At 62.8% G+C, this 16,784-nt stretch carries 14 protein-coding genes; 6 read left to right on the plus strand and 8 right to left on the minus strand.

What is annotated here, in order from left to right:
- Positions 1-147 precede the first annotated feature (147 nt).
- Both J2J99_RS24600 and J2J99_RS24605 read right to left on the minus strand, forming a co-directional pair.
- Entirely contained in the window at positions 148-3,294 is a 3,147-nt protein-coding gene (locus J2J99_RS24600) for an efflux RND transporter permease subunit (RefSeq protein ID WP_168297455.1), read from the minus strand.
- Positions 3,294-4,394 (minus strand): efflux RND transporter periplasmic adaptor subunit, encoded by a 1,101-nt coding sequence (locus J2J99_RS24605; protein WP_205918900.1) that lies wholly within the window; start codon positions 4,392-4,394, stop codon positions 3,294-3,296. Before J2J99_RS24605 ends, J2J99_RS24600 begins: the two co-directional genes overlap by 1 nt.
- A gap of 205 nt (positions 4,395-4,599) precedes the next feature.
- Between J2J99_RS24605 and J2J99_RS24610 the strand changes: the two genes are divergently transcribed.
- The 3 genes from J2J99_RS24610 (at position 4,600) to J2J99_RS24620 (ending at position 8,131) form a co-directional block, all read left to right on the plus strand.
- Entirely contained in the window at positions 4,600-5,286 is a 687-nt protein-coding gene (locus J2J99_RS24610; RefSeq protein WP_168297453.1) for a response regulator, read from the plus strand.
- A gap of 2 nt (positions 5,287-5,288) precedes the next feature.
- The gene (locus J2J99_RS24615) at positions 5,289-6,578 is read left to right on the plus strand and encodes a HAMP domain-containing sensor histidine kinase (RefSeq protein WP_168297452.1); all 1,290 of its coding nucleotides are present in this window, start codon (positions 5,289-5,291) and stop codon (positions 6,576-6,578) included.
- Between the two features lie 101 nt (positions 6,579-6,679).
- Positions 6,680-8,131, plus strand: coding sequence for an efflux transporter outer membrane subunit (locus J2J99_RS24620; RefSeq protein ID WP_168297451.1), 1,452 nt, complete (start codon positions 6,680-6,682; stop codon positions 8,129-8,131).
- A 17-nt stretch (positions 8,132-8,148) separates the two neighbouring features.
- Here J2J99_RS24620 and J2J99_RS24625 read toward each other — a convergent pair whose 3' ends face one another.
- The 5 genes from J2J99_RS24625 to J2J99_RS24645 are packed head-to-tail and all read right to left on the minus strand — an operon-like array spanning position 8,149 to position 14,056.
- On the minus strand, positions 8,149-8,982 hold the full coding sequence (locus J2J99_RS24625; RefSeq protein WP_168297450.1) for an HpcH/HpaI aldolase/citrate lyase family protein: 834 nt from the start codon (positions 8,980-8,982) through the stop codon (positions 8,149-8,151).
- The gene (locus J2J99_RS24630) at positions 8,979-9,431 is read right to left on the minus strand and encodes a MaoC family dehydratase (RefSeq protein WP_168297449.1); all 453 of its coding nucleotides are present in this window, start codon (positions 9,429-9,431) and stop codon (positions 8,979-8,981) included. Before J2J99_RS24630 ends, J2J99_RS24625 begins: the two co-directional genes overlap by 4 nt.
- Positions 9,431-11,296 (minus strand): acetyl/propionyl/methylcrotonyl-CoA carboxylase subunit alpha, encoded by a 1,866-nt coding sequence (locus J2J99_RS24635; protein WP_168297448.1) that lies wholly within the window; start codon positions 11,294-11,296, stop codon positions 9,431-9,433. The genes J2J99_RS24630 and J2J99_RS24635 overlap by 1 nt, the downstream gene beginning before the upstream one ends.
- A 7-nt stretch (positions 11,297-11,303) precedes the next feature.
- Positions 11,304-12,914 carry a carboxyl transferase domain-containing protein gene (locus tag J2J99_RS24640; RefSeq protein WP_168297447.1) on the minus strand — a complete coding sequence of 537 codons (1,611 nt, stop codon included), beginning with the start codon at positions 12,912-12,914 and terminating at the stop codon, positions 11,304-11,306.
- Positions 12,911-14,056 carry an isovaleryl-CoA dehydrogenase gene (locus J2J99_RS24645; protein ID WP_168297446.1) on the minus strand — a complete coding sequence of 382 codons (1,146 nt, stop codon included), beginning with the start codon at positions 14,054-14,056 and terminating at the stop codon, positions 12,911-12,913. Before J2J99_RS24645 ends, J2J99_RS24640 begins: the two co-directional genes overlap by 4 nt.
- A 143-nt stretch (positions 14,057-14,199) precedes the next feature.
- Here J2J99_RS24645 and J2J99_RS24650 point away from each other — a divergent pair, with 143 nt between their 5' ends.
- Together J2J99_RS24650 and J2J99_RS24655 are read left to right on the plus strand one after the other, a co-directional pair.
- Complete coding sequence (locus J2J99_RS24650; protein ID WP_168297445.1) at positions 14,200-14,460, plus strand: type II toxin-antitoxin system prevent-host-death family antitoxin; 261 nt, start codon at positions 14,200-14,202, stop codon at positions 14,458-14,460.
- Entirely contained in the window at positions 14,450-14,869 is a 420-nt protein-coding gene (locus J2J99_RS24655) for a hypothetical protein (RefSeq protein WP_168297444.1), read from the plus strand. The genes J2J99_RS24650 and J2J99_RS24655 overlap by 11 nt, the downstream gene beginning before the upstream one ends.
- Position 14,870: 1 nt before the next feature.
- Here J2J99_RS24655 and J2J99_RS24660 read toward each other — a convergent pair whose 3' ends face one another.
- Complete coding sequence (locus J2J99_RS24660; RefSeq protein WP_168297443.1) at positions 14,871-15,875, minus strand: AraC family transcriptional regulator; 1,005 nt, start codon at positions 15,873-15,875, stop codon at positions 14,871-14,873.
- Between the two features lie 132 nt (positions 15,876-16,007).
- Here J2J99_RS24660 and J2J99_RS24665 point away from each other — a divergent pair, with 132 nt between their 5' ends.
- Entirely contained in the window at positions 16,008-16,775 is a 768-nt protein-coding gene (locus tag J2J99_RS24665) for a 3-hydroxyacyl-CoA dehydrogenase (RefSeq protein WP_168297442.1), read from the plus strand.
- Positions 16,776-16,784 lie beyond the last annotated feature (9 nt).

Genomic DNA, 16,784 nt, shown 5'->3' on the forward strand with positions numbered 1-16,784 from the left:
GTACCTCCTGATTGGAATGCAGGACGCGCAGGCGGCTTGAGGCCGCCTGCGGGGGAACACGTCCCGCGGTCTGTTCCCGTGGGGAGGGAACGCGACCGAAGAGGTCGCCGTCACCGGCTGCTGACTGGAAGGCGGCGGAGATCATCGCTAGCCGTGCCCCCGCCGCGATTGCTCGGGCTGGAAGGCGATCGTCGCGTGATCGTTGGACGCATGCGGCTTATCTCCAGCGGTTTCCTCAACAAGCCCGATCCGGCGCAACAACTGCTTGACGATCTGTTCCAGCTCATCGACGAAGGTGAAGATGACCGGGATGACGATGAGGCTGAGGAAGGTCGACATCATCACGCCGCCGATCACGACAATCGCCATCGGCTGCCGGAAACTCGAATCGCCGCCGGTCAGGCTGAGCGCGACCGGAAGCATGCCAGCCGCCATGGCAATGGTGGTCATGACGATCGGCCGGGCTCGCTTGTGGCAGGCATCCACGAGGGCATCGAAGCGGGGCATGCCCTGGCGGCGCGACATGATCGCATATTCGATGAGAAGGATGGAGTTCTTGGTCACGACGCCCATCAGCATGAGCAAACCTATAACGGCCGCCATCGAGAAGCTGGTTCCGGTCAAAACGAGCGGCAGCAGCGCGCCGCCGAGCGAGAGCGGCAGAGCCATCAGCAGGGTGAGCGGCTGCAGGAAATCGTGAAAGAGCAGCACCAGAACCGCGTAGATGCAGAACACGCCGATCGCCATGGCAAGGGCGAAGCTCTGGAACAGTTCCGAACTGCGCTGAAGCTCGCCCTGTTCAACGAGGGTGACGCCCGACGGCAGGTGCTGGAGCGCCGGCAGTGCCTGCGCCTCGCGATTGACGTCGCCGAGGATGCGGCCGTTGAGTTCGACGGAAAGGGTGACATTGCGCATCCGGTCGATGCGGTCGATTTCGGAAGGGCTGCCGCCGATCTTCATATCGGCGATCGATCCGAGATCGACATTGCCGTTCGTGCCCGCCACCCGCATGTTCTTGATGTCGTCCAGATTGGTGCGTGTCTCGGGCGAGAAGCGGACGACGATCGGAATCTGGCGCTGCGGCAGGTTGAGCTTCGGCAGGTCGGCCGAATATTCTCCATTCGTCGCCACGCGCACGGCCTCGGCGATGGAGCTCGACGTCACGCCGAGCGCTGCTGCACGCGCAAAATCGGGCGTGATCTGGATTTCGGGCGCCTGCCGGGCGGCGGTTGACGTCACTGCTCCGATACCCTGCAGCGTGCGCAGCTGTTCCTCGAGCGCCGTGCTTGCACTGTCGAGGACATTCGCATCGTCGCTCGCCAGTGTGATATCGAGTTTCGTGCCGTTGCCGCCGCTGCCGACCTCCACGCGTACACCGGGGAGGACGGACAGCGCCTGGCGCATGTCGTTTTCGATTTCCGACTGCTTGCGATCGCGATCGCCGATTGGCGACAGGACGGCGACGATCGTGGCGGAGCCGACATCGCTCGTCGTGCTGCTGTCGGGGCCGCCGCCCGAGGATGCGGAGCCGACGGAGGAAAAGACACGTGTGACATCATTGAGTTTGCCGACGATATCGGCTGCTTTCTTCGCCGCGTCGTCGGTCTGCTCGATCGTGACGCCCGGCTGCATGGTGAGCGTAATTTGGGTTCGCGCGTCGTCGGAAGCGGGCAGGAAGCCCGATTTCAGCAGGGGAATGGTGGAAAGCGAAAGGGCGACGACGATGGCGGTCACGGCCACCGTCGTTTTCCGGCGGTTCATGGCAGCTTTCACGACTGCCATATAGGCGCGCATGATACGGCCGTCCTTTTCCTCCTTAGGATGGGCCTTCATGAAATAGGCAGCCATCATCGGCGTCAGCAGGCGCGCGACGGCCAGCGAGGCGATGACGGCGACGGCGGTGGTGATGCCGAACTGACGGAATAGCAGTCCCGGAATGCCGCTCATGAATGCGGTTGGAAGGAAGACTGCGACCAGCGTGAAGGTGGTTGCGATGACGGCAAGCCCGATCTCGTTGGCGGCTTCGAGGGCGGCATCGATCGGCCGCTTTCCCATCTGCAAGTGGCGGGCGATGTTTTCGATCTCGACAATGGCGTCGTCGACGAGGATGCCGACCACGAGCGACAGCGCAAGCAGCGTAATGATATTCAGGCTGAAGCCGCAGAGGGACATGACGAGGAAGGTCGGTATGACAGACAAAGGCAGCGCCACGGCCGACAGGATCGTTGCCCGCCAGTCCCGCAGGAAGAGCCAGACGACGACGATCGCCAGGATCGCACCCTCGTACAGCATGTGCATCGAGCCGCTGTAATTCTCGATGATCGGTCCGATCGTACTGTAGGCGTCTTCGATCTGCACGTTGGAATGCTTGGCGGCAAACTGCTTGATCGCTGTGTCGACGTTCTCAGCGACACCGCTGTCCGAAAACCCGTTCGAGCGCTTGAGCTCGACCGCGATCACCGGCCTCCCGTCGAGATAGGCCATCGAGGAGCGTTCGGCGAAGCTGTCGGTGACAATTGCGATATCGTCGAGGCGAATCTGCTGGCCGTTCGCCAGCGGAATTCTAAGCGCTTTCAGCGCCTCGACCGAGGGCAGGGCGCCGAGCGTTCGCAAGGTTTGGCGGGTGCCGCCGATTTCGCCAAGTCCGCCTGATGTATCCGCCTGCACCGCCTTCAACTGCGATGACACGGTCGCCGCAGTGACCCCAAGCGACGCCATGGTCGCAGGGTCGAGATCCACATGGACCTCGCGGTCGATGCCGCCGATGCGGTTGACTTGTCCGACGCCCGGCACCGATAGCAGCGCCTTGGTCAGATCATTGTCGACGAACCAGGAAAGTTCGGTCTCGTTGAGAGCGGTCGAGCGAATGGCATAAGTGACGAGCGCGGAACTCTGTACCGTGACCTTGGTGACGCTTGGGCTTTCCATCTGCGCCGGCAGATCGCCCTTGACGCTGTCGACGGCGTTGCGGACTTCGTTCAGAGCCGTTTCGCTGTCTTTCTCAAGCTTGAAGGAAACCTTGATCGAGACGGTACCATCGGTGATCGTCGTGGTGATGTGGTCGAGATAGCTGAGCGAGGCGAGACTATCCTCGATGGTGCGGGCGACCTCGGTCTCGAGCTGCGTCGGTGCTGCGCCGTCGAGCGTTGCGGTGACGCTGATCGTCGGGAGATCCATATCGGGGAAGTTCTGGATCGGCAGCTGCTTGAAGGCCAAGAGCCCGCCGACGGCAAGCATCACGAACAGCAATATTGCCGGTACGGGGTTGCGGATCGACCATGCTGAGAAGTTCATCAGTTCGTCTCCGCAATCTTTACGAGGTCGTTGTCCGACAGGAACGCGCCGCCGGAGCTCACTACTTTTGCGGAGCGGTCTATGCCGGAGACGATTTCCACCTCGCCATTGTTGCGGCGGCCGGTTTCCACCCGGATCCTTTGCACCCGTTGATCCTCGCCCGCGGTGAAGACGTAGCTAATGCCATCCCGGAATACGATCGCCGTTTCGGGAACGGTCAGCGCCGGGGAGGTCTGCAGTTCGATGTTGCCGGTCACGTAAAGCCCGGTGCGCAGGCGCATGTCGGCTGGAAGCGTGACATAGACGATCGCCCGGCTGGTATCTGTGCTGACCGACGGTCCGACAAGTCTCACCTTGGCCTCGATGGGTTGGCCGTCCGGCCCGTTGATCCTGACGCTCAAGCCTTCGAAAATCCGCGAGAGGTAGCGGGCGGAAACCTCAGCCTGCCATTCGATCCGCTGCTGGCGCACCATGCGGAACAGCTCGGTGCCGGTAGAGACGACAGCGCCGAGATTGGCGGACCGCGAAGTTATGACTCCATCATCGACCGCTGTGATGGTCGTTTGCGCCAGCTTGATCTTTTCGCTGTCGAGTGCGGCCTCTTCCGCTGCAAGGCTTGCCGTCGCCGTCTGCTCGTCGGCCAGATACTCGACGATTTTCTCGTCAGAAAGCGCACCCGAGGATTGGAGCTGCCGTGCCCGGTCGGCATTGGCCTTGGCCTTCGTAAGGCTTGCCTTGGCGTTCTCGACGGCCGCATCCTGCTTGCGCAGGTCGGCGAGCACGCTCTCCTGCGAAAGCCGGACGAGAGTCTGTCCTTTCGTGACGGCGGAGCCGACATCGGCCAGAACCTCGGTAATGCGCAGGCCGCTCGTCTCCGAGGCGATGATCGCTTCCTGCCACGGTTTCAACCACCCGCTCGCGGGAACGGTCTCAGGCCAGTTCCGTTGCGCCGGCGCCGTCAGGGAGACGGTGAGCGCGGTTGCGGCTGCCTGTTCCGCCATGGCAAGACGGACGGGGCAGACAAGAACTGCCGCAACCAGCGCAGCGGCAAGTATTCTGGATGGTTTTCTCAACAAAGCATTCCTTGTGGTCAAAGGCATCGGTGCCTCTGGATCCGCGCGAACGCGACGCAGGAGTGCCGCTCATGTCGAGGCAACCCGGTCCCGGTGCGCGTCGATGTCATGGGCAGGATAAGTAACGGGACGAACGTTAAGCGCGGTCAACTTAGTGTTAAGTTAGGTAAAACTTCGCCGGGCGAGCGCGTATGTGCTGTATGGCTTGCCCGATCAATGACGGACTAAGCACATGAACAAGGTTCTCCTCATCGACGACGATGCCGAGTTGACGACGCTTCTGCAGGAATATCTGGTCGAGGAAGGATATAACGTAGTGACGGATACGGACGGCCGCGCCGCCATCGCCGCGGCCGCCGGCAATATGGTCGATATCATCGTTCTCGACATCATGATGCCGCGGATGAACGGGATCGAGGTATTGCAGCGGATCAGGAAACTGAGCCAGGTTCCCGTTTTGATGCTGACGGCGAGGGGCGACGACGTCGACAGGATATCGGGCCTCAATCTCGGCGCCGACGACTATGTGTCGAAACCCTGTTCGCCCGGCGAGCTGGCGGCAAGGCTGCGCGCCATCCTGCGCCGCGCGGGCCAGCCGACAGGCGGCGCATCGACCGATACGATCAGGGCGGGACAGCTCGTGATCCATTCCGGCAGCAGAAGCGCCGAATGGCGCGGCGAGACTTTGGAGCTGACCGGCACCGAGTTCAGCCTGCTCGAGGTGCTTGCCCGCAGCGCCGGCCAGCTGGTGTCGAAGCAGGAGATTTCGAAGCGGGCCTTCGGCAAGCCGCTGACCCCGTTCGATCGCCGTATCGACGTCCATATCAGCAGCGTTCGCCAGAAGCTCGGACTGCGGGAGGACGGGCAATCCTGGATCCAGTCCGTTCGCGGCCAGGGCTACCAACTTCTCGTAGACTGACCATGCCGCGGCTTTTCTGGAAATTCTTCAGGATCATCTGGCTCACTCTGGCGGCAAGCCTTGCTGCCATTATCCTTATCGTCAAGCTGCTTCAGGCGGTTCCCTTTTCAAGCGAGCTGGAACATGAGCGGCGGACGCTCGTGTTGAACCTGACCGCAAAAATTCTGGCTGATGACGGCGAAGCGGCCGCTACGCGTTTCGTGACCAAGAGCGAAAAGACGCAACCGCTCGGCCTGACCCTGTCGGAGCCTGACGGGGCTGACGCCTGCGCCGAGAAGAACACGGCCACCACCCGATCCGTGCTGAAGGATGGGATCTGCTATCGGCTTTCCGTGTCGGTTCCGGCCGGTTCCACCTTCGACAGCCTTGGCCCATTCCTGCCGTGGCTCACCATTCTGGTCGCCAGCACGATCGCGGCCGGTACGCTGGCGCGATACCTCATTCGACCTGTCGTGCATCTGCGCGACGGCTTGAGCGCGCTCGCCCATGGCCGTTTCGACTTCCGCATCGGCGACAAGATGGCCGGACGAAAGGATGAAGTCACCGCACTTGCTTATGATTTCGATGCGAGCGCCGCCCGGCTTCAGGAGCTGCATGATGCGCAGCAAAGACTGTTCCATGACGTCTCCCATGAGCTGCGTTCGCCGTTGTCCCGCCTGCAGGCAGCCGTCGGCGTCCTCAGGCAAAGCCCGGCCAAACTCGGCGCCATGCTGGATCGCATGGACCGCGAAGTCGAACGGCTCGATACGCTGGTAGGCGAGGTCCTGACACTTGCCAGGCTGACAGCGGGATCCAGGCTGCCGCTGAAGACGCAGACCCTTAATGTCATCGAACTCCTCAACGAAATCCTCGGCGACGCGGCATTCGAAGCCCAAGCGCGGGTGATCTCGATCACGACAGGCGTCGACGGCGCCTTCCGTGCCGATGTCGAAGGCGAACTGATCTACCGGGCGCTCGAAAACGTCGTCCGCAACGCCGTCAAACATACGGCGGAGCATTCGTATATATCGGTGTCCTGCGAGGCGACGGCCGAGCGTCTGACGATCCGCGTCGCGGATCAGGGACCGGGTATCGGGCGCGACGAACTCGAACGTATCTTCCAGCCTTTTTCCCGCGGAAAGGATGCCGTGCCGAGAGGCGGATACGGTCTGGGCCTCGCCATTACCCGGCAGGCAATCGAGCGCCACGGCGGACGCGTGCATGCGTCATTGCCGGAGGCCGGCGGCCTGGCAATCACGCTGGAACTTCCGAGAAGACCGATGACCTATGGCGCGGGCGGCGATGAAAGCTGATCTGATGAAGGCGGTTTTACCTAACTTTACAGTTCCTTAACCGTCATTAACGCTGGCGTCGCTAAGCCTGAACCCACGATCCCGGTTCAGAAGGCTCGCCCGTGAGTACGTCGCTTCGCACAAGATTATCACCCCTCCGCTTCTCAGCATCCGCACTGGCACTTCTGGTGGCCGGCTGCGTCAGCGGTCCGGATCACGTGCCACGGCAAATGCCGCTTTCCGCCAAATTCGAGGAAGGCGGCAGCAAGAGCAACGGCAATGTCGTGACCGCTGAATGGTGGACGGCCTATCGCGACAAGCGGCTCGACGGACTGGTGACCCATGGCCTCCATGAGAACCTCGATGTGCTGCAGGCGCTCGAAGGCATCAATTCGGCCGCCGCTAACGTCACCGTCGCCGGCGCCGGAGGCCTGCCGAGCCTGACCGTCGGCGCATCGCATACGCTATCTGGCGAGAAGGGACGGCTGCGCACGAGCGTCGGCACCACGAACACATCAGGCGGCGAAGCCAGCCTTTCCTGGCTGCTCGACTTTTTCGGCCAGTATCGGCGCTCGAGGGAAAGTGCAATCGCCTCGCTCGGGGCCGCCTATGCAACGGCCGACAATGCCAAGCTCACTTTCCTGAAGGACCTCGTCGAGAGCTATATCGACGCCCGCTACTATCAGGAGCGCATTGCGCTTTCAGAAGCGAGTTTGAAATCCCGCCAGCAGACGTATGAACTGACGCAGCTGCAGCTGAAAGCCGGTGCCGCGTCCCGCCTCGACGTCGTGCAGGCGGAGGGCCTGGTACAGTCGACAAAATCCGACATTCCCGGCCTTCAGCAGAGCTTCACGGAATCGGCCCATCACATCGCCACGCTCATCGGAATGCCGGCATCCGCGCTGATGGACGAACTGCAGAGGAGTGCGGGCCAGCCGGTGTACCGCGGCGACATCAGCGCCGGTATTCCGGCCGATCTCATCCGCAATCGACCTGATATCCGCAAGGCCGAACGCGAACTGGCGGCAGCCGTCGCCGATATCGGCGCAGCCGAAGCCCAGCTTTATCCGTCGATCACCTTGTCCGGCTCGATCTCGCCGGGCTGGGTCAAATCGTCGGGCGCCAGCGGCGGAAGTCTGACCACGTGGTCCTTCGGCCCATCGCTCAACCTGCCGATCCTCGATGGCGGCACGCTGCGCGCCAATGTCGAGATCGAAAAATCCGATGCGAAGACCCAGTATCTCGCCTGGAAAGCGGCGGTGCTGAACGGCGTCGAAGAAGTCGAAAACGCGCTTACCGCGGTCCGCCGCGACACGCAGACGCTGGCGCCGCTACGCCGGCAGGTAGAGACGGCGCAGGGGTCGCTCGCGCTTTCGACCGTAAGCTACAGGGATGGCGCCTCGTCGCTGCTCGATGTCCTCGACTCCCAGCGTTCGGTCTCCGATGCCGAGGCAAGTCTTGCCGCCACGGTGCAGCAGGTGGCGAAGGACTATGTGGACCTTTATGTCGCGATTGGCGCCGGCTACCTCGAGCCGGAGCAGGTGGCCTCCAAGCCAATTGCAAAGTCGGGCTGATTGGCCGGAGGTTTTGCCTATCGTCCAGACTCCAGAATGCGGAGCGCGAGCTTGAGGTGCGGCAGGTCGAGCATGCGCCCGTCGAGCTGGATGACGCCGGCGTTGTGACTGCCGGCAAAGGCGGCGGTGACCTTTTCCGCCCAGACGATCTCGGTGGCATCCGGCGTGAAGGCGTGATTGATCGTTTCCACCTGGCTCGGATGGATGGCCATCATGCCGGAGAAACCGTCGCGCCGGGCGCGGCCGACATAGGCCCGCAGACCATTGAGATCGCGAAAATCGGGATAGACGGTATCGATCGCCGGAACGGTTGCCGCATGGGCTGCAAATAACGTGAGCGAGCGGGCCAGTTCGTAAGGCGGCGTATAGCGGCCGTCCGTCCTGCGCGCGGTCGAAGCCCCGATCGCGGCCGGCAGATCCTCAGCACCCCAGGTCAGGCCGCAGAGCTTGTCCGAGACCTCACGATAGCTGCCGATCTCGAAGATAGCCGACGGCGTTTCGGTTGCGATCGGCAGGATGGGAAAAGCCGATTCGAGGGCGCTTGCAAGTTTGCGCACCGATGCGGCGCCTTCGGCCTTCGGCAGCATGAGCGCGAAAGGCTGAAGACCGCTCAGGGCGGCGAGGTCGTCCTCGAATTCCGGCGAGGCCAGGGGATTGATGCGGACCAGAAGAGCGGTCTCGCCGGCATGGCGCTGCACGAAGGTGTGCACGCTTTCGCGGGCCTTTGGCTTGTTGGCAGGCGCGACGGAATCTTCCAGATCGAGAATGACGGCGTCGGCGCCCGAGGCGAGCGCCTTTTCGAAACGTTCCGGTCGGTCGCCGGGCACGAAGAGCAGCGAGCGCAGCCTCATGACGGTTTCACCTTCAGCATGGCTGTACGCAGGCACTGGCAGACGATCTCGCCGCGCTGGTTCAGCGTTACATGGCGGAAAGTGACGATGCCGGCGTCGGGGCGGGAGTTCGAGCGGCGCAGTTCCGTCACCTCGCTTTCCACTCTAAGCGTATCGCCGATGAAGACCGGTTTCGGCATCGTCACCTTGTCATAGCCGAGATTGGCAACGAGCGTGCCGAGCGTGGTGTCGACGACCGAAAGGCCGACGGTGAGCGCGAAAGTGAAGGTGCCGTTGACGACGATCCGGCCGAACTCGGTGCCGGCCGCATATTCGGCATCGAGATGCAGCGGCTGAGGATTGTGGGAGAGCGTGGTAAAGAGCAGGTTGTCGGTCTCGGTGACGGTGCGTCGGATGTCGTGGGCGATGCGGTCGCCGACCGTCCACTCGTCGAAATAGCGGCCAGCCATCACTCCTCTCCCATCACGACGGTGACGACCAGCTGGTTTTCCGAGACCCTGGTTCCTGGCGAAACCTGCAGTTTTCCGACGATGCCGTCGAAGGGCGCCCGCAGCGTATGCTCCATCTTCATCGCTTCGACCGTCAGCAGACGGTCTCCCTTGGTGACCAGATCGCCTTCGGCGACATCGACCGATATGACGAGGCCGGGCATGGGCGAGAGGATCGCGCCGTCGCCCGCGCCGTGGTCGGCCTCGATTTCGCTCGCAAGCGGCAGGCCGATCGACCAGGCATTGCCGGTATCGAAAAGCACCGTCGTTTCCGCAATCTTGGCGGTAGTTGTCTCAAGCTCCGGACGTGCCTGTCCCCAATAGAGGTGGCTGTCGATGCGGAGGCGCACGCGGCTGTCACTCGGCCCGGCGATGCGAAAACCGGAAAGCGCCGACCAGGGATCATCGCCGGGTGTCTGCGAAAGAACAGTGGCCACACGGTCGATTGCCGTCTGATCCGGTACCTTCGCCACCAGAGTTTCGCCGTGCCGGTCGAGGAATCCGGTATCGATCCGGGCGGCGCGGAAATCCGGGGCGGCGGCGATGCGGGCGAGAAGCCCGGCATTGGATCTGACCGGCCAAACCTCGATGCCGGCGCAGGCGGCCGCGAGTTTCGACAGTGCGGCGTCGCGGTTCGGTCCATGCGCAATGATCTTGGCGATCATCGGATCGTAGAAGGCGGTGATCTCATCGCCCTGTTCGACGCCGCTGTCGACGCGGACGGTTCTGGGGAGCTTGAGATGTTCGAGCCGGCCGGTCGAGGGCAGATAGCCGGCGGCGGGATTTTCGGCATAGAGCCGGGCTTCCAAGGCCCAGCCTTTCATGGTGATCTCGTCCTGGCTTTTCGGCAGCGGTTCGCCGCTTGCGACCTTCAGCTGCCAGAGCACCAGATCCTCGCCTGATATCGCTTCGGTGACGGGATGCTCCACCTGCAGGCGCGTGTTCATCTCCATGAACCAGATGCGGTCGGGATGCAGGCCTTGCGAGGCATCGGCGATGAATTCGATCGTGCCGGCGCCGACATAGTTGACTGCCCTTGCCGCCTTCACTGCCGCATCGCAGATCGCAGCCCGTGTGGCGGCATCGAGGCCGGGGGCGGGAGCTTCCTCGATGACCTTCTGGTGACGGCGCTGCAGTGAGCAGTCGCGTTCGAAGAGATGGACGCAGTTCCCGTGCTGATCGGCGAAAACCTGCACCTCGATATGGCGCGGATTGGCAATATAGCGTTCGATCAGGACGCGATCGTCACCGAAGGAAGCGGATGCCTCGCGGCGGCAGGAGGCGAGAAGTTCGGCGAAATCTTGCGGGCGGTCGACGCGGCGCATGCCTTTGCCGCCGCCGCCGGCAACGGCCTTGATGAGGACGGGATAATCGATGGCATCAGCCTCGGCCATAAGCCTTGCTTCGCTCTGGTCCGGGCCGAGATAGCCGGGAGTCACCGGCACACCGGCCGCCTGCATCAATTCCTTTGCCGCGTCTTTGAGCCCCATCGCGCGGATGGCAGCTGGCGGCGCGCCGACCCAGACGAGACCGGCTTTTTCCACCGCTTCGGCAAATTCGGCATTTTCTGAGAGGAAACCGTAGCCCGGATGGATCGCCGCAGCGTCGGTTTTGCGGGCGGCTTCCAGGATGCGTTCCTGCGAGAGGTAACTTTCACGGGTCGGCGATGGGCCGATCGCGATCGCTTCGTCGGCCTCCCGCACGAAAGGCAAGCTCTGATCGGCCTCGGAATAGACGGCAATCGTGCGGATCCCGAGCGTCTTTGCCGTGCGGATGATGCGGCGGGCGATTTCGCCCCGGTTGGCAATGAGAAGGCTTTCCATCATCGCCGCCTCACATCCGGAACAGGCCGAAGCGCGGCCCTTTCGGAATCGGCGCGTTCAGGCAGGCGGAAAAGGCAAGGCCCAGCACATCCCGTGTCTGGCTGGGATGGATGATGCCGTCGTCCCAGAGGCGGGCGGTGGCATAATAGGGATTGCCCTCGGCTTCATAGCCGGCGCGGATCGGCGCCTTGAAGGCCTCCTCTTGATCAACAGGCCAGTCTTCGCCGCGCGCCTCCAGCGCGTCGCGGCGGATGGTGGCAAGCACGGAGGCCGCCTGTTCGCCGCCCATGACGCTGATGCGGCTGTTCGGCCAGGTGAAGAGGAAACGCGGGCGATAGGCGCGGCCGCACATGCCGTAATTGCCGGCGCCGAAGCTGCCGCCGATGATGACGGTGACCTTCGGCACCGTCGCGGTGGCGACCGCTGTCACCAGCTTTGCCCCATCCTTGGCAATGCCGCCGGCCTCGTAGCGGCCGCCGACCATGAAACCGGAAATATTCTGCAGGAAGAGCAGGGGCACGCGGCGCTGGCAGGCGAGCTCGATGAAATGCGCGCCCTTCAGCGCGCTTTCGGAAAAGAGCACGCCGTTATTGGCGATGACGGCGACAGGCATGCCCCAGATGCGGGCGAAACCGCAGACGAGCGTTGTGCCGTAGAGCGGCTTGAACTCATGCAGTTCCGAACCGTCAACGATCCGGCCAATCACCTCGCGCACGTCGTAGGGCGAGCGCACATCCTCGGGAATGATGCCGTGAAGGTCTTGGACGTCGAGCTTCGGCGGCCGGGGGGCCTGAATGTCGATATCGATCGACTTCACGCTGTTGAGGCTGGCGACGATATCGCGCACCAAAAGCAAGGCATGTTCGTCGTTTTCGGCGACATGGTCGACGACGCCGGAGCGGCGGCCATGGGTTTCGGCGCCGCCGAGCTCTTCGGCCGAAATGACCTCGCCGGTCGCGGCCTTCACCAGCGGTGGGCCGGCGAGGAAGATCGTGCCCTGATTGCGCACGATCACCGTTTCATCAGACATGGCTGGCACATAGGCGCCGCCGGCGGTGCAGCTTCCCATGACGCAGGCAATCTGTGGAATGCCTTCGGCCGACATCTGGGCCTGGTTGTAGAAGATTGCGCCGAAATGGTCGCGGTCAGGAAAGACCTCGGCCTGATGCGGCAGATTGGCGCCGCCGCTGTCGACCAGATAAAGGCAGGGCAAGCGGTTCTGCAGGGCGATTTCCTGTGCCCTGAGATGTTTCTTGACTGTCATCGGAAAATAGGCGCCGCCCTTTACCGTTGCGTCATTGGCGACGATCATCACCTCGCGGCCGCAAACACGGGCGATGCCCGATATGATGCCGGCGCCCGGCGCCTCGCCGCCATACATGCCGTTTGCCGCCAGCGTGCCGATCTCCAGAAAGGGACTGCCGGCATCGATGAGCAGCTGGATGCGGTCGCGGGGCAGTAGCTTGTTCTTGGCCGTGTGGCGCTCGCGCGCGGTTTGCGGCCCGCCCTCGCGCGCCTTCGCCGAGCGCTCATAGAGCTCGTCGATCAGGGCTCGGTTCTTGATGGCGTTGGTTTTGAAGCTCTCGCTCTCGCGATCGATCGCGGTCGAAATCACCGTCATGACGCAATCAGCTCCCGGCCGATCAGGTAGCGGCGGATCTCGTTGGTGCCGGCGCCGATATCATATAGCTTGGCGTCGCGCAGGAAGCGCTCGACCGGCCAGTCCTTGGTATAGCCGGCGCCGCCGAGCGCCTGGATCGCCTCCAGCGAAACCTTCACGGCGTTCTCGCTGGCAAAAAGGATCGCGGCGGCCGCGTCGGTGCGCGTCGTGCGGCCGGCATCGCAGGCCCGCGCCACGGAATAGACATAGGCGCGCGCCGAATTCAGCGCGACATACATGTCGGCGATCTTGCCCTGCATCAGCTGGAAATCGCCGATCGCCTTGCCGAACTGCTTGCGCTCACGCACATAGGGCAGCACGACATCCAGGCAGGCCTGCATGATGCCGAGTGGGCCGGCGGCAAGCACGGCGCGCTCGTAATCGAGGCCGGACATCAGGATTTTCACGCCTTCGCCCTCCCGCCCCATCAGCGCCTGCGCCGGCACCTCGCAATCCTCAAAGACCAGTTCGGCCGTGTCGCTGCCGCGCATGCCGAGCTTGGAGAGCTTTTTGGAAACGCTGAAGCCGGGCATTCCCTTCTCGATGATGAGCGCGGAAATGCCTTTCGCGCCGGCGGCCGGATCGGTCTTGGCATAGACGACCAGCACGTCGGCATGCGGCGCATTGGTGATCCAGAATTTTGTGCCGTTCAGAATGTAGCGGTCGCCCTTCTTCTCGGCGCGCAGCCGCATGGAGACGACATCGGAACCGGAGCCGGCCTCGGACATGGCAAGCGAGCCGACATGTTCGCCTGATATCAGCTTCGGCAGGTGCCGATGCTTCTGTTCCGGCGAGGCCCAGCGGCGGATCTGGTTGACGCAGAGATTGGAATGGGCGCCGTAGCTCAGGCCGACGGAGGCCGAGGCGCGCGAAATCTCCTCCATGGCGACGACATGCTCGAGATAACCGAGACCGGTGCCGCCGAATTCTTCTTCGACGGTGATACCATGCAAACCGAGCGCGCCCATCTGAGGCCAGAGCTGGCGTGGAAACGTGTTGCTTTCATCGATCTCCGTGGCCAGCGGAGCAATATGATCGGCGGCAAACCGCGCCGTCGTTTCGCGGATCGCATCCGCGGTTTCGCCGAGCGAGAAATCAAACATGGCACTCCTCCCGCTGAAATATGTAGCGCGGGTTGCGGAAGGTTCAAAGTGTCTCCGAATAATGCGCTTAAGAGTTCGGTTTCTTGAAAATATGGAAAACATGGAATATATGGAACATATGGAAATAATAGGAGCGCTGTTCGATGCGACAGTTCACGACGGGTGATCTCAACAAACAGGTCGGGGACGTCACTGATGCCGCGAGCCGCGAACCGGTCGTTCTTACCCGCCACAGTAAGCCTCGTTTCGTGCTGATGAGCTATGAGCATTATGAGCGCATGCGCAGTGGTACGGATCCGCGCCGCGCCCATGCCATCTCGGAGATGCCGGACGAGCATGCCGAACTGTTTGGCGAGGCGATTGAGCGACTGGCGAAGGGTGAAGGCTACGACGATGAGCCATGAGTTTCGTCCTGGTGAGCTGATCACCTATCCCTATCTCTGGGCGTGGCAGCATCAACGCGGTGAGACCGAGGGACGAAAACAGCGGCCGGTCTGTGTCGTGATTGCAATCCGCAGTACCAGTGATGGAAATACGCACCTCGTGCTGCTGGCAATTACCACACAGCCGCCGCAGCCGGGGAGGGTTGCCTTAGAAATTCCCGATATCGAGCGCCGACGGGCCGGACTTGGGGATCTCAAGCAGAGCTGGATCGTCGTCGACGAATACAATCATGATATTGTCGAGCACTCCTGGTATATCGAGCCTCATCAGGAGGTCCTCGGTCGCTTCAGCAAATCCTTCGTGATGAAGATTGCCGCCATGTTCTCGGAAGCGCGCAGCCAGTCGAGTCGCGTTAAGCGGTTCGACTGATCTAAGTCGAATCCGCTTCCTCCCACCGGAAAGTCTCAGGGCTCTTGCCCATCCATTTGCGAAACGCCCGGAAGAAGGCGCTGGGTTCGGAATAGCCGAGTTGCACGGCGATCTCGCTGATCGTTTTCGAGGTATTCAGCAGCAATTCGGCAGCGAGGTCCCGCCGGATCTCATCCTTGATTGCGGCATAGCTTTGCCCCTCGTCGTGCAGGCGGTGGCGGAGCGTCGAGGGCGGCATGCGCATTTCGGCGGCGAGCGAGGCGAAGTTCAACCAGAGAGCCGGCGTTGTCTGGCTCAGGCGCCGGCGGACGGCGGCGGCGATGCCGGCATCGTAGCGATAGCGCACCAGGATATTGGCCGGCGCTCCGCGTAGGAACTGTTTGAGCGCCTGATCGCTGCGCGAAATCGGAAGACCGAGCAGGGCGCTGTCGAAGCCGAGGCGGCTGATCGGTTGCGAGAAACGCACCGGCGCGCCGAAGAACAGCCGGTAGTCGGCGCCTTGTTTCGGTTCGGGGCAGCGAAAGTCGACGAGGCGGATTGGAATGCGCCGGCCGACCAGCCAGCAGGTGATGCCGTGCAGGATGATCCAGTAAGTGCGGTATGCGAAGGCCGAACGCGGGCTGCCGGCATCCCTGAGCTCGACCTCGGCCAGTCCGTCGCGGATGACGAGTTGCCCCCTGGGGTCATCCAGCACGACATCGAGGAAACGCAGCGCCCGGCGAAGCGCCTGACCCAGCGTCGGCGCGTGCAGCACGGAGTGGCAGAGCAGCGTAAAACTGCCGCTGCTCATCGGCCGTCCGCCCATGCCGAAGAATTCATCGTCGAGTTCGGCGGCGATGGCCAGCCAGAGCGCACCATAGGTCTCGGCCGACACCGGCTGATCGACCCGCGGCGACAGTCCGACGCGCGCAAGAATAGGCTCTGTCGGCTTATCCAGCCGCCGCAGGCTGTCGAGGGCTTCCTCGACAAAGGCCGGCGCTATCATTCGTCGCTCGATTTCGGCCATCGCACTCCCTATGGCAAAACTGGCCGAAATAATGGAGCAGTTCTGTCATCGCTTGCAATAGGTGGAGCGAATAGAATCGTACCCGTCGGTTGCGCTTGGAGGAGGGCGCGGTCGGCAGGGAGGAACCGATTCATGTTGATCCATGGAGCAAGCTTTATCGTAACCGGCGGCGGCTCCGGCTTGGGTGCGGCGACGGCGCGCATGCTCGTCGAGGCCGGTGGGCGCGTGACGATCGCCGATCTCAATGCCGAAGCGGGCGAACATATTGCCCGGGAGTTCGGCAGCGATGTGCAGTTCGTCAAGGCCGACGTGACCGATGGCGACGACGGAGCTGCGGTGGTCGCCGCAGCGGTCCAAGCCTTCGGCGGCGTACGGGGATTGGTCAATTGCGCGGGCGTGGCGCCCGCCGAAAAGGTGATCGGCCGCGACGGGCCGCACCGTTTGGAAAGCTTTGCGCGCACGATTTCCATCAATCTCATTGGCACGTTCAACATGATCCGACTTGCCGCCGCGGCGATCGAGAAGACGGAGCCGGATGCGGAAGGCGAGCGCGGCGTGGTCGTCAATACGGCCTCGGTCGCCGCCTTCGACGGCCAGATCGGCCAGGCCGCCTATGCCGCCTCCAAGGGCGGTGTGGCGGCGATGACGCTGCCGATTGCCCGCGAACTCGCCCGCCACGGCATTCGCGTCGTGTCGATCGCGCCCGGCATTTTCGAGACACCGATGATGGCCGGCATGCCGACCGAGGTGCGGGAAGCGCTCGGTAAGAGCGTGCCGTTTCCGCCGCGGCTCGGACGTCCGGCAGAATTTGCCGGACTGGTGCGCCATATCTTTGAAAACAACATGCTGAACGGCGAGGTGATCCGCCTCGACGGCGCATTGCGGATGGGCGCGCGGTAAACGCGTCGC

It is taken from the genome of Rhizobium binae, from assembly GCF_017357225.1.
Classification (GTDB): Bacteria; Pseudomonadota; Alphaproteobacteria; order Rhizobiales; family Rhizobiaceae; genus Rhizobium; species Rhizobium binae.